The sequence below is a fragment of the Pseudomonas sp. BJP69 genome, from assembly GCF_007633355.1.
GTDB classification, from domain to species: Bacteria; Pseudomonadota; Gammaproteobacteria; order Pseudomonadales; family Pseudomonadaceae; genus Aquipseudomonas; species Aquipseudomonas juntendi.
On the sequence record NZ_CP041933.1, the window covers coordinates 1,946,280 to 1,958,639 of the forward strand.

Annotated in this window: 11 protein-coding genes; 3 read left to right on the forward strand and 8 right to left on the reverse strand. The window is 64.5% G+C overall.

Going from position 1 to position 12,360, the window contains the following annotated elements; all coding sequences use genetic code 11:
- Positions 1–26: 26 nt before the first annotated feature.
- Complete coding sequence (locus FPB55_RS08905) at positions 27–1,316, reverse strand: FAD-binding oxidoreductase (protein ID WP_144187988.1); 1,290 nt, start codon at positions 1,314–1,316, stop codon at positions 27–29.
- 157 nt (positions 1,317–1,473) lie between these two features.
- On the opposite strand from FPB55_RS08905, the gene FPB55_RS08910 reads away from it, so the two are divergent.
- The 3 genes from FPB55_RS08910 to FPB55_RS08920 all read left to right on the forward strand — a co-directional run bounded on the left by FPB55_RS08910 (position 1,474) and on the right by FPB55_RS08920 (position 4,661).
- Positions 1,474–2,361, forward strand: coding sequence for a LysR substrate-binding domain-containing protein (locus FPB55_RS08910; RefSeq protein WP_144187990.1), 888 nt, complete (start codon positions 1,474–1,476; stop codon positions 2,359–2,361).
- A gap of 93 nt (positions 2,362–2,454) precedes the next feature.
- Positions 2,455–3,564, forward strand: coding sequence for an agmatine deiminase (gene aguA / locus FPB55_RS08915; protein ID WP_144187992.1), 1,110 nt, complete (start codon positions 2,455–2,457; stop codon positions 3,562–3,564).
- Positions 3,564–4,661: an extracellular solute-binding protein gene (locus FPB55_RS08920; protein ID WP_144187994.1), complete on the forward strand. Its 1,098-nt coding sequence runs from the start codon at positions 3,564–3,566 to the stop codon at positions 4,659–4,661. The genes aguA and FPB55_RS08920 overlap by 1 nt, the downstream gene beginning before the upstream one ends.
- 44 nt (positions 4,662–4,705) lie before the next feature.
- On the opposite strand, the gene FPB55_RS08925 is transcribed toward FPB55_RS08920, so the two are convergent.
- From FPB55_RS08925 to FPB55_RS08955, 7 genes are all read right to left on the reverse strand, one after another.
- Positions 4,706–6,667, reverse strand: a complete 1,962-nt coding sequence (locus FPB55_RS08925; RefSeq protein ID WP_144187996.1) for a DNA topoisomerase III — start codon at positions 6,665–6,667, stop codon at positions 4,706–4,708.
- Positions 6,668–6,834: 167 nt separating this feature from the next.
- Positions 6,835–7,263, reverse strand: a complete 429-nt coding sequence (locus FPB55_RS08930) for a GNAT family N-acetyltransferase (RefSeq protein ID WP_009683126.1) — start codon at positions 7,261–7,263, stop codon at positions 6,835–6,837.
- Entirely contained in the window at positions 7,256–8,422 is a 1,167-nt protein-coding gene (locus FPB55_RS08935) for a cupin domain-containing protein (RefSeq protein WP_144187998.1), read from the reverse strand. The genes FPB55_RS08930 and FPB55_RS08935 overlap by 8 nt, the downstream gene beginning before the upstream one ends.
- 81 nt (positions 8,423–8,503) lie before the next feature.
- Positions 8,504–9,874, reverse strand: coding sequence for an adenylosuccinate lyase (gene purB / locus FPB55_RS08940; RefSeq protein WP_125854620.1), 1,371 nt, complete (start codon positions 9,872–9,874; stop codon positions 8,504–8,506).
- A 215-nt stretch (positions 9,875–10,089) separates the two neighbouring features.
- Positions 10,090–10,716: a high frequency lysogenization protein HflD gene (gene hflD / locus FPB55_RS08945; protein ID WP_144188000.1), complete on the reverse strand. Its 627-nt coding sequence runs from the start codon at positions 10,714–10,716 to the stop codon at positions 10,090–10,092.
- A complete protein-coding gene (mnmA, locus tag FPB55_RS08950; RefSeq protein ID WP_009683121.1) occupies positions 10,713–11,837 on the reverse strand; it encodes a tRNA 2-thiouridine(34) synthase MnmA in 1,125 nt (374 codons plus the stop codon). Before mnmA ends, hflD begins: the two co-directional genes overlap by 4 nt.
- Positions 11,838–11,896: 59 nt before the next feature.
- Positions 11,897–12,337 carry an NUDIX hydrolase gene (locus FPB55_RS08955; protein ID WP_144188002.1) on the reverse strand — a complete coding sequence of 147 codons (441 nt, stop codon included), beginning with the start codon at positions 12,335–12,337 and terminating at the stop codon, positions 11,897–11,899.
- Positions 12,338–12,360: the final 23 nt, after the last annotated feature.

A 12,360-nucleotide genomic window follows, 5' to 3' on the forward strand; every position in this document is an offset into this window, starting at 1 on the left:
AAGGTTGCCAGCATCAGTTTTGCCCTTCAGACGCGGTCCCGCACCCGGTACCAGGCCTTGGCGGCGGCCTCCAGCGGTGCCGCCAGCAGGTTACCGCCGGGGAAGTGGCCATTGTCGATGCCTTGGTACAGCGTCAGCAGGTCGTCATCGCCAAGGATGGCGTCGCTGACTGCCCGTGCCGCTGCCAGGGTCGGCAGCACGCCGTGGCCGGAGAAACCCTGCAGCCAGTAGCGTTGGTCCGCGCGGCCGACGTCCGGGGTGCGCTGGATGCTGCAGTCGATGTGGCCGCCCCAGGCATAATCGATGGCCACCCCGGCCAGTTGCGGGAACACCCGCTCCAGGTGTGGGCGGGTGGCGCTGGCGACATCCTTGGGAATACCGCCCAGGTAGGTGCAGCCGCCGCCGAACAGCAGGCGGCGGTCCGGGGTCAGGCGGAAGTAGTCGGGGACGAACTGGTTGTCGATCACGCAGCTGTTGCGCGGCAGCAGCGAGCGGGCGAGGTCGGCGTCCAGCGGTGCCGTGGCTACCTGATAGGAACCAACCGGCAACAGGCGGCGCGCCAGGCCGCGGTCGAGGCGGTCGATATAGGCGTTGCAGGCCAGCACCAGCACGTCGCAGCGTACTTCGCCTTGCTCGGTACGGGCGACGTAGCCGCTGCCGGCCTGCTGGTAGTCGAGCACCTGGCTCTGCTCGTAGATGCCCCCGCCAGCGGCCTCGATGGTGCTGGCCAGGCCCTGGGCCAGCTTCAGCGGGTTGAGGTGAGCACCTTTGGCGTCGTACAGCGCGGCTTGGTAGCGTGAGCTGTGGATCCATTGCGGCAGCTCGTCGCGACCGATCAGGCGCAGGGCGTCGTAGCCCCATTTGTGCTCGGCGTCGTGCAGGGCTTCTGCGAGTATCTTCACACGGCGCGGCAGCACGGCGGTCCACAGGCTGCCCTGCCGGTAATCGATGTCGAAGCCATGGCGTTCGGGCAGTTCGCGCATTTCGTCGGCGGCCCAGCGCATGCTGGTCCACAGCCGCCGGGTGCGTTCGACGCCCAGGGCCTTTTCCAGCGGCGCCATATCGCAGGACCAGCCCAGTAGCGCCTGGCCACCGTTGCGACCGGACGCGGCCCAGGCCACGCGGCTGGCTTCCAGCAGCGTCACGCGCTTGCCTGCCTGGGTCAGGCGCAGGGCGGTGTGCAGGCCGCTGAAACCGGCGCCGATGATCAGCACCTCGGTGTCGTGGCGACCTTGCAGGGTAGGGCGCAGAGGGATGCTGGCGGGGTAGGTCTGGGCGTAGTAGCTGGCGACGTGCTGAGCGGATTGCTTGAACATGCGTGGGCCTTATGAAATTTATTATGATTATTTTCATGAAAATCTAGCATCGTATTTTCATGAAGCCAACCTGTTCGTTTTTCCACCGTGGTTGGATATATGATCGGATGCCGCTTTGCGGCCCATGCGCGACACAAGGCCCTATCAGGAAAACACCATGCGCCGCCTGCCTTCATTGACTGCCTTGCGCACCTTCGAGTGTGCTGCCCGCCACGGCCACTTCGGCCGCGCCGCCGCCGAATTGTGTGTCACCGACAGCGCTGTCAGCCACCAGATTCGCCAACTCGAGGAGCAACTCGGTGTTGTCCTGTTCGAGCGTGTCGGCCGCCAGGTACGCCCCAGTGCCGAAGCCGGGCGCCTGCTGCATCACCTGCAACAAGCCTTCGAACTGATCGGCAAGGCCTGCGACGAACTGCGTGACCCTGGCTCCCAGGCGGTGTTGCGGGTGGCGGTGACCGCTGAATTGGCACAAAAATGGCTGGTGACGCGCCTGGCTGACTTCAGCAGCCGTTACCCGCACATCACTTTGCACCTGCACGATCAGCCGATCGATGCCGGCGCTCCGGCACTGGATGTCGACCTGGCCATCACCTACGGTACCAGCGCCCTGGACGCCAGCACGCACTTCGTCCGGCCCTTGCCGCTGCTGCAGTTCTTCCCGGTGTGCAGCCCGGGGCTGTTCAACCAGGGCGGCCTCAAGCGCCCGCGCGATCTGGTGCGCCACTGCCTGCTGCATGATGACCAGGACGGCCGCACCTGGACCACCTGGTTAGCCACCCACGCCGAAGACGCCTTGCCCACCCGCCAGTTGTATTTCCCCCATGCCGCCCTGGCCCTGGAGGCCGCATCGCTGGGGCAAGGCATTGCGATGGGGGACAACCTGACCTGTCAGGCTGATTTGCAGAGCGGCCGGCTGGTACGTCCGTTCAGTGCCAGTGTGACGGCACAGGGGCAGTACGCGCTGGTGTGCGAGCGGCTGCGCCTGGAACGGGCGCCGGTGGCCGAATTCATCGACTGGTTCATTGAACAGCTGGGTGACAGTTGAATTGAATTCAGCTATCGCTGAGTTTTCATCGTTGGATGCCCAGCGCGGGGCGGCGTAGCGTGCAGTCATCGCTCACCGACACGAGGTTGACCCATGGCACGTTCGCTCACCACCACCCCCAAAGCCGATGGTTTCCGCTTGCCTGGCGAATTCGAGCGCAAGGCGCGATGCTGGCTCGGTTGGCCCGAGCGCCCGGACGTATGGCGCAATGGTGCCAAGCCTGCGCAGAAAGTCTGGGTCGATATCGTCAGCGCAATCGCGTCCAGTGAGCCCGTCACGGTCTGCGCCTCTGCTGCCCAGTACGCCAACGCCCGGCGCATGCTGCCGCCGCAGGTGCGGGTGGTGGAAATGACCTGCAACGACACCTGGTTTCGCGACAGCGGTGCTTGCTTCGTGGTGAACGACAGCAGCGGTGAGGTGCGCGGCGTCGACTTCGAGTTCAACGCCTACGGTGGGCTCGACGGTGGCCTCTACTATCCGTGGGACAAGGACGACCAGATCGCCCAGAAAATGCTCGAAATCGAAGGCCTGGACCGTTACCGCGCCCCATTGATCGCCGAGCTTGGCGGTATTCAGAGTGACGGCCAGGGCAGCCTGTTGACCACCGAGCAGTGCCTGCTCAACCGTAATCGCAACGCGCACCTGGGCAAAGCCGAGGTCACCCGCCGCCTGGAGGATTACCTGGGCGCGGACCAGGTGATCTGGTTGCCCCGTGGCTGCAAGTTCGACGAGACCGATGGCCATGTCGACGACCTGGCGTGCTTCGTGCGCCCAGGCGAAGTGGTGCTGCAGTGGACCGATAACCGTGATGACCCGCAGTGGGAGATCTATCAGGAGGCCTACGACATCCTGCGCAGCACCCGCGATGCCCGCGGTCGAGAGCTGAAGGTACACAAGCTGCCCCAGCCCGACGTATTGCAGTGGACTGCCGAGGAGGCGGCAGGCTTGGACCAGGTCGAAGGGACTCACCTGCGCGAGGCCGGGACCCGCATCTGCGCGTCGTACATCAACTACTACGCCGGCAACTCGGCTATCGTCGTGCCGTTGTTCGGTGACCGCAACGACAGCGTCGCCCAGGCGACCCTTGCCGAACTGTTCCCCGAGCGCCGCATCATCGGCATCGACAACTCCCGCGAAATCCTGCTCGGTGGCGGCAACGTCGCCTGTATCACCATGCCGCAATACGCCGGAGGCCGCCGCTGATGAAACTGACCACGCTGGCGGCTGCGGCCGCCCTGGGCTGCACGGCATCGGTGGCCCTGGCGGCCGACGCACAACAGCCCAGCGTCAATCTGTATATCTGGGGCGAATACCTCGCCCCGGATACCCTGCGCAATTTCGAGAAGGAAACCGGCATCCGGGTGGTCGCCGACCATTTCGACTCGCTGGAAACCGCTGAGACCAAGCTGCTGACCGGGGGTAGCGGGTACGATGTTGTGCTCAGTGCCGGCCAGCACCTGAGCCGCGCGATCGCCAGCGGCGCCTTGCAGCCGCTGGACAAAGCCAAGGTGCCGCACCTGGCGGGCATCGGCGAGGAGTTTCGCCAGCACATGGCTGTGTTCGACCCAGGCAACCGCTACGCCGGGACCTATGCCTGGGGCACCACCGGCGTGGGTTACCAGCAGCAGGCCGTGACCATGCGCATGGCCGACGCACCGCTGGGCAGTTGGGCTATGCTGTTCGACCCGCAAGTGGTGGCGAAATTCGCCGACTGCGGGGTCAGCCTGCTCAACGACCCCAATGAAGTGTTCGCCGCGGTGATGCGCTACATGGGCCTGGACATCAACCAGCAGCGCCTTGAAGACCTGAAGGCGGCAGAAGCACAGTTGCGCAAGGTCCGCCCGTACATTCGTTACTTCGACAACGATCGCAACATCAACGACCTGGCCAATGGCGAAACCTGCGTGGCGATGTCGTGGAACGGCAATGTGGCTATCGCCCAGGGGCAGGCGCAGCAGGCGGGCAAGGCGTTCGTGCTGGATTACAGCATTCCGCAGGAAGGCACGTTGATCTGGCTCGATGCGCTGGTGGTGCCCAAGGATGCGCCGCACCCCGAGGCGGCCTGGAAGCTGCTGGACTACCTGATGCGCCCGGAAGTGATCGCGCCGATTACCGATACCATTCACTACGCCAATGCGATCACCGCGGCTGATGGCCTGGTGGATGCAGATATTCGCAATGCCCCAGGAACCTACCCACCGGCTGAGGTGAGGGCGCGGTTGTATAGCAAGAATGACAATGGCAAGGCATTCAACCGCGAGCTCACCCGGGCGTTCAGCCGGTTGAAAAGCGGTACCTGATGGGTGATTTGCAGTCACCGTACTCGCCTCTTCGCGATTAAGTGTCAGGTTGCTGCCTTCCTCCGAGGCTGACGCGGTTTGCCAGCCGCCGGCTTGCTCCCAGTCGGTTTGCTTTTTCCAGCACCGCTACGCCGCTTCTTCTTCCACGGCGGCGCCGCCCCGGCTGCCGGCCCGCTGATGGTCATGCGCATACCCTGGCAACGCTCCACCAACTTGCCCATCCATGCCGACTGCCGGGCGACGAAGTCTTGCAGGCTCATCTCGCCACTCTGCACCATGTCCAGGGCCTGCTCCCAGATGGCCGTCGTGCCTGGGTCGGCGATGGCACGGGGCACGGCGTCGATCAGGCTGAACGCGGCAGGCGTGGCCGACAATGCCTTGCCGTTCTTCACCAGGTAGCCGCGGTCTAGCAGCCCCTGGATGATGCTCGCCCGAGTGGCCTCGGTGCCGATGCCGGTGGTTTCCTTGAGCTTTTGTTTCAGCCGCGGGTCGTCCACCAGCTTGGCGACGTTCTTCATTGCCTTGATCAGGTCGCCCTCGGTGAAGGGCTTGGGTGGCTGGGTCCACAGGTCTTGGAGTTGCAGGCCTTGCACGCTGCAGTCCTGGCCTTCGCGTAATGCTGGCAGCACTTGGGCGGGGGGCGCCTCGCGGCCTTTGCTCGGGGTCAGGGCTTCGGGCAGGGCGCGGCGCCAGCCGGGCTCGACGATCTGCTTGCCCACCGCGCGCAGGGCATGGCCCGCGCAGTCGAAGTCGGCCTGGGTGCGGTCGAACTCGTGGTTGGGCAGGAACTGCGCCAGGTAGCGGGCGCGGATCAGGGTGTACACCGCCTTGTACTTGGCTGGCAGGCGCGCCGGGTCGCTGGCAGCGGCAGTGGGGATGATGCCGTGGTGGGCGCTGACCTTGGCGTCGTTCCAGGCCCGCGAGCGGCGTTGCGGCTCGAGGTAGGGCTGCAGGGGCGCCAGGCTGGCATCGGCCCGTTGCAGGGCGGCGAGGATGCCTGCTGCTTCGGCGTGCTGGCTTTGCGGCAGATAGCCACAGTCGCTGCGCGGGTAGGTGATCAGCTTGTGGGTTTCGTACAGCGCCTGGGCGATGTCGAGGGTTTCCTGGGCGCCGAGGCCGAATTTTTTCGAGCACAGCTCTTGCAGGGTACCGAGGTCGAAGGGCAATGGCGCTGCTTCGCGCACGCGCTCGGTGGCCACCTTCATGGCCCTTGCGGTGGCGGCCTGGCCGATATCGGCAGCCGCTCGTTGCGCCAGTGCCTCGTTCAGGCAGCGCCCCTGGTCGTCACAGGCGTCTTCCGGCGCCCGCCATTGCGCGTTGAAACCCTGGCCGGCGTGTTCCAGTTGCACGTCGATAGCCCAGAACGGCACCGGCACAAAGTTCGCGATGCTGCGGTCGCGGTCAACCACCAGGCGCAAGGTGGGCGTTTGCACCCGACCCACGGGTAGCACGCCCTGGTAGCCGGATTGCCGGCCCAGCAGGGTGAACAGCCGGCTCATGTTCATGCCGATCAGCCAGTCGGCGCGCGAGCGGCCCAAGGCGGAATGGTACAGGTTGAAGGTTTCGTGCCCCGGCAGCAGGCGCGCCAGGGCCTTGCGAATGGAGGCGTCGTCCAGCGCCGACAGCCACAGGCGCTGCACCGGGCCACGGTAGCGACAATGCTCGACCAGCTCACGGGCGATCATTTCCCCTTCACGGTCGGCGTCGGTGGCAATTACCAGCTCGCGCGCTTCGCCAAGCAGGCGCTTGACCGCCTTGAACTGGCTGGCGGTCTTGGGTTTGACCAGCATCTTCCATTTGTCTGGAATGATCGGCAGGTCGGCCAGGTTCCAGCGCTTGTAGCGTTCGTCGTAGCTGTCGGGCGGGGCGGTTTCCAGCAGGTGGCCGATGCACCAGGTTACGCAGACGTCGGTGCCTTGCCAGCAGCCGTCGCCCTTGCGGGTGGCGCCGAGCACTTTGGCGATGTCTTTTGCCTGGGAGGGTTTTTCGCAGAGGAACAGGCGCATGGCCGGGAACGCTTCATCGGGGAATGATGAGCACTAGGATGCGCAAGCAGGGGCGCGGAGGCAAGTTTTATCTGGATGGATGTACAGCTTTTTGTGAGTGAGCATGTCACCTGCCTTTACCGGCCTCTTCGCGGGTTACCCGCGAAGAGGCCGGTAAAGGCTATGGGTCAGGGGCGCGAGTCGCGCACCATGTCTACGTGCGGGATGCCGGCTTCGAGGAACTCTTCGCTGACTACGCGGAAGCCCAGCCGCTCGTAGAACGGCGTGGCATGGACTTGGGCGCTGAGCATCTGCTGCTTCAGATCACGGTTCTGCGCTTCGACGATCACCGCATTCATCAGTGCGTCACCCACCTTCAGCCCGCGCCAGTCCTTCAATACCGAAACCCGGCCGATGGTGCCATCGGGCAGCAGGCGGGCGGTGCCGATCGGATAGTCCCCTTCCAGGGCCAGGAAGTGCACGGCGGTCGGATCTTCCGAGTCCCATTCCAGCTCCGGCGGCACGTGCTGTTCGGCGATGAACACCGCTTCACGGATACGGCGGATGTCGGCGTTGTCCTTGTGCCAGTCGGCGAGGCGCACACGAATCTTATTCATTGGCGAATCCCAGGCTTCCTTGTTTCACCAGTTGCTGTACCAGCATAAGGCCATCTTCATCCTGCAGCCATTCGCTGAGGTTGTCGATGTGCAGTGCGTCGGCCGCGCACACCAGTTTCAGAAGCTCGCGCAGCTTGCCAGGCAATGGGCAGCTGCGGCCGCTGGCGAACAGCAGCAGGTCGTCTTCGAATTCCGACCAGGCCAGGCGGGCACTCGGGTTGCGGATCAGGATGGCGCCTTGCTCCAGCGCATCGACCAGCTCCTCTTCGCTCAGCTCTTCACCGACGATCTGTTCCGGGTAGCGCGGTTCGGTCATGAACTGGCCAAACCAGGTCAGCAGCAGGTCCTTGTCGTTCATGTGCTTGTCGAGCAGCGCCTTGAGGCGGTCGAGGGCGTCATGCTGGATCTGGTGCGGGTCGCTGGCAGGCTGGGCGTCGGCGTCGCTGTAGCGCTCTTCGTCGGGCAGGAACTGGCCGAGGAAGTCGGTGAAGTGGGTGAGTACTTCGGCGGCGCTAGGGGCACGGAAGCCAACCGAGTAGGTCAGGCACTCGTCCACGGCAACGCCGTAGTGGGCCAGGCGTGGTGGCAGGTACAGCATGTCACCTGGCTCCAGGGTCCATTCTTCGCCCTGCTCGAACTCGGCCAGGATACGCAGGTCGGCATGCTCCAGCAGCGCACTGTCGCTGCTGCACATCTGGCCGACCTTCCAGTTGCGCTGGCCGTGGCCCTGCAACAGGAACACGTCGTAGTTATCGAAGTGCGGGCCAACGCTGCCACCAGGGGCAGCGAAGCTGATCATCACATCATCGATGCGCCAGCTGGGCAGGAAGCGGAAGTTCTCAAGCAGCTCGGCGACTTCCGGAACGAACTGGTCGACGGCCTGTACCAGCAGGGTCCAGTCTTTTTCCGGCAGCTCGGCGAAGGTGTCTTCGGTGAACGGGCCACGGCGCAGTTCCCACGGGTGGGCGCCATGCTCCAGCACGATACGCGACTCGACTTCTTCCTCCAGGGCCAGGCCAGCCAGCTCGTCGGGGTCGATTGGGCTGATGAAGTCCGGGAAGGCCTGGCGCACCAGCAGCGGCTTTTTCTGCCAGTAGTCGCGCATGAATTCGCGGGCCGAGATGCCGCCGAGCAGCTGCAGTGGAGTATCAGGATTCATGTTCAACCTATTGAAAAAACGTAATTTTCGTACGGGAATAAAAACGCCCGGCCAGGCCGGGCGTTGTATGCGACGGTCCGCTTAGACGCGTTTGGCCTGGGCTGCCGCGTTACCGATGTAGGTAGCAGGGGTCAGCAGCTTGAGCTCGGCCTTGGCTTCGGATGGCATGTCCAGGCCGTCGATGAAGGTCAGCAGCGCTTGTGGGGTGATGCCCTTGCCACGGGTCAGCTCTTTGAGCTTTTCGTAGGGGTTTTCGATGTTGAAGCGGCGCATCACGGTCTGGATCGGTTCGGCCAGCACTTCCCAGCAGGCGTCCAGGTCGGCGGCGATGCGGGCTTCGTTCACTTCCAGCTTGCCGATGCCTTTTAGGCTGGCTTCGTAGGCAATGACGCTGTGGGCGAAGCCCACGCCCAGGTTGCGCAGCACGGTGGAGTCGGTCAGGTCACGCTGCCAGCGCGAGATTGGCAGTTTGCTGGCCAGGTGCTGGAACAGGGCGTTGGCGATACCCAGGTTGCCTTCGGAGTTTTCGAAGTCGATCGGGTTGACCTTGTGCGGCATGGTCGACGAGCCGATTTCGCCGGCGACGGTCTTCTGCTTGAAGTAGCCCAGCGAAATGTAACCCCATACGTCACGGTCGAAGTCGATCAGGATGGTGTTGAAGCGGGCGATGGCGTCGAACAGTTCGGCGATGTAGTCGTGTGGCTCGATCTGGGTGGTGTACGGGTTGAACTGCAGGCCCAGCTCGTCTTCGATGAAGGCGCGGGCGTTGGCCTCCCAGTCGATCTGCGAGTAGGCCGACAGGTGGGCGTTGTAGTTGCCCACGGCGCCGTTGATCTTGCCCAGCAGCGGTACGGCGGCAACCTGGGCGATCTGGCGCTCCAGGCGGTACACGACGTTGGCCAGTTCCTTGCCCAGGGTGGTCGGCGAAGCCGGCTGGCCGTGGGTGCGCGACAGCATCGGCACGTCGGCGTGAGCGTGGGCCAGGGCACGAATGGCCTCGGCGATCTGGCGCATCAGCGGCAGCAGCACGTCGTCACGGCCAGCACGCAGCATCAGGGCGTGGGACAGGTTGTTGATGTCCTCGCTGGTGCAGGCGAAGTGGATGAACTCGCTGACCTTGGCCAGCTCAGGCAGCTGGGCGGCCTGCTCCTTGAGCAGGTATTCGATCGCCTTGACGTCGTGGTTGGTGGTGCGCTCGATTTCCTTGACGCGCTCGGCGTGCTCAAGCTTGAAATCGCTGGCCAGGGTGTCCAGCAGGGCGTTGGCCTCGGCGGAGAACGCCGGCACTTCGCCAATTTGCGGGTGGGCGGCCAGGCGCTGCAACCAGCGCACTTCGACCAGGGCGCGGAAACGGATCAGGCCGAATTCGCTGAAGATGGGGCGCAAGGCCTGGGTTTTGCCGGCGTAACGGCCGTCTACAGGGGAAACCGCAGTGAGCGAAGAAAGCTGCATGGGGTGTTCTCGGACAGTCAGGCTTTTGGAAGGGGGCATATCATACATGAAAAATACGCCTGGGTCGGGTGGCTGACCAAAGGTCGGCCCAATTTGGATCTGGTGGCAGGCCCTGTGGGAGCGGGCATGCCCGCGAACACCGGCGTAGCCGGTGCCATATACCGCGTCGCCTGCTTCGCGGGCATGCCCGCTCCCACAAGGGGCTGCCCAGCCCGTCAGTTGGGGCTGCGCATCATGTCGTACAGCTCGTTCAGCAGTTTGCGCCGGCTGAACACCAGTTGCCAGCGGTGCCCGCCCAGCTGGCGCCACAGGCGCGCAGCGCGGATGCCGGCGAGCAGCAGGGCGCGGATTTTCGAGGCGTTGCTGGCCTGCTGCAGGAAGCGCATGTCGCCGTGTACCTGGATGCGCTGGCGCAGGGTGCTCAGGGTGTCCTGGTACAAGGCTCCGCTGGAAGCGATGACATTTTCGTGGACCAGGCCGAAGTGATCGGCCTGCGACTGGATTTGTGGCAAGCGGTTGCCGATGGTGTCGAGCAGGTCGCCGCGCTTGTTCAACTGGCGCTCCAGGCCCAGCATCGACAGGGCGTAGCGCAGGGGCTCGCGCTGCAGGCTGCTGGGGTCGCGCTCCAGGGCGCCGACCAGCGCGCGATAGCCATCGCGCAGGTTCAGGTCGTCGCCGCCGAACACTTCCAGGGTGTCTTTGGGGTCGCGTACCAGCAAGCTGCCCAGCATGCACCCGATGTTGGCCTCGCTGGCCTGGCCGGTGCGGGCGATGCGGTCAACCAGTACGGCTGCCTGGAAGACGCCGCCCAGGGCAATCAATTGCTCGCGCAGTGTGCTCATGCCCGCGGGCTCCACGGCTCGGCCGCCTCGATCACGCCGCCACCCAGGCACACCTCGCCATCATAGAACACCACCGACTGGCCCGGCGTCACGGCGCGCTGGGGCTCGTCGAACACGGCGCGGTAGCCGCCGTCGGTCAGCGCCAGGGTGCAGCGCTGGTCGCTCTGCCGGTAGCGTACCTTGGCGGTGAGCTGGCGCGGGCTGCTCAGGTCTACCGAGTTGACCCAGAAGATTTCCGACGCGAGCAGGGCGCGGGAGAACAACCATGGGTGTTCGTTGCCCTGGCCGACCACCAGCACGTTGCGGGTCAGGTCTTTGTGCAGCACGTACCAGGGCTCGTCACCGGCGTCCTTCAGGCCGCCGATACCCAGGCCCTGGCGCTGGCCGATGGTGTGGTACATCAGGCCATGGTGGCGGCCGATCACCTCGCCTTCGGTGGTTTCGATATTACCTGGCTGGGCGGGCAGGTACTGCTTGAGGAAGTCGCTGAAGCGGCGTTCACCAATGAAGCAGATGCCGGTGGAGTCCTTTTTCTTGGCGGTGGCCAGGCCGTGTTTTTCGGCAATGGCGCGGACCTCGGGTTTTTCCAGTTCGCCCACCGGGAACAGCGTGCGGGCGATTTCCTTGCCGCCAACGGCGTGCAGGAAATAGCTCTGGTCCTTGTTCGGGTCCAGGCCTTTGAGCAGTTCGGTAACGGCGCCGGTGTCGCGGCGGCGTACATAGTGGCCGGTGGCAATCAGGTCTGCACCCAGCGACAGGGCGTAGTCGAGGAACGCCTTGAACTTGATTTCGCGGTTGCAGAGGATGTCCGGGTTGGGCGTGCGGCCGGCCTTGTACTCTTCGAGGAAGTGCTCGAACACGTTGTCCCAGTACTCGGCGGCGAAGTTGGCGGTGTGCAGCTTGATACCGATGCGGTCGCACACGGCCTGGGCGTCGGCCAGGTCTTCACGGGCGGTGCAGTATTCGGTGCCGTCGTCTTCTTCCCAGTTCTTCATGAACAGCCCTTCCACCTGGTAGCCCTGCTCGATGAGCAGAAGGGCGGAGACGGAAGAGTCCACGCCGCCGGACATGCCGACGATGACGCGGGTCTTGGCGGGGTCTTTGAGTGCTGGGCTGGTCATGGGTACCGGTGTGTATCAAGGGGGAAAAACGCCGATTCTATCAAAGCCGCGGCGCTACGTCAGTCGCGCAGCAGCGCAAGGCTGTGCAGCGGGCCTGCAAGGTAGTCGTCCAGGCAGCGCGGCACCAGCTCGCTGCGCCAGCGGGTGGGGTCGGCCAGCAACTCTTCGCGGGTCAGCCAGACAGCGCGGACGATGTCGCTGTCCAGGGCCAGGTCGGCATGGTGGCGCACGGGGCGGGCGGCAAAGCAGATGCGCTGGTAGGTCACGCCGTTGCTGGGCGCGGTGTACAGGTAGATGCCGACCACGCCGGTGAGCTCGACTTCCCAGGCGGTTTCTTCCAGGGTTTCGCGCAGGGCGGCCTGGGGTAGGGTCTCGTTGGCTTCCAGGTGCCCGGCGGGCTGGTTGAAGACGTGCCGGTCGGCTTTGAATTCCTCGACGAACAGGAATTTGCCGTCCTGCTCGATGATGGTGGCGACGGTGATGTGGGGTTGCCAAGACACGGTCGATGCTCTCCCTAAGTAGC

Bases quoted from the DNA above. Each gene is read 5' to 3' on its own strand.
- FPB55_RS08935 (WP_144187998.1), bottom strand. From the start codon at position 8,422: ATGAATCCTGATACTCCACTGCAGCTGCTCGGCGGCATCTCGGCCCGC.
- aguA (WP_144187992.1), top strand. From the start codon at position 2,455: ATGGCACGTTCGCTCACCACCACCCCCAAAGCCGATGGTTTCCGCTTG.
- FPB55_RS08905 (WP_144187988.1), bottom strand. From the start codon at position 1,316: ATGTTCAAGCAATCCGCTCAGCACGTCGCCAGCTACTACGCCCAGACC.
- FPB55_RS08925 (WP_144187996.1), bottom strand. From the start codon at position 6,667: ATGCGCCTGTTCCTCTGCGAAAAACCCTCCCAGGCAAAAGACATCGCC.
- FPB55_RS08930 (WP_009683126.1), bottom strand. From the start codon at position 7,263: ATGAATAAGATTCGTGTGCGCCTCGCCGACTGGCACAAGGACAACGCC.
- FPB55_RS08920 (WP_144187994.1), top strand. From the start codon at position 3,564: ATGAAACTGACCACGCTGGCGGCTGCGGCCGCCCTGGGCTGCACGGCA.
- mnmA (WP_009683121.1), bottom strand. From the start codon at position 11,837: ATGACCAGCCCAGCACTCAAAGACCCCGCCAAGACCCGCGTCATCGTC.
- purB (WP_125854620.1), bottom strand. From the start codon at position 9,874: ATGCAGCTTTCTTCGCTCACTGCGGTTTCCCCTGTAGACGGCCGTTAC.
- hflD (WP_144188000.1), bottom strand. From the start codon at position 10,716: ATGAGCACACTGCGCGAGCAATTGATTGCCCTGGGCGGCGTCTTCCAG.
- FPB55_RS08910 (WP_144187990.1), top strand. From the start codon at position 1,474: ATGCGCCGCCTGCCTTCATTGACTGCCTTGCGCACCTTCGAGTGTGCT.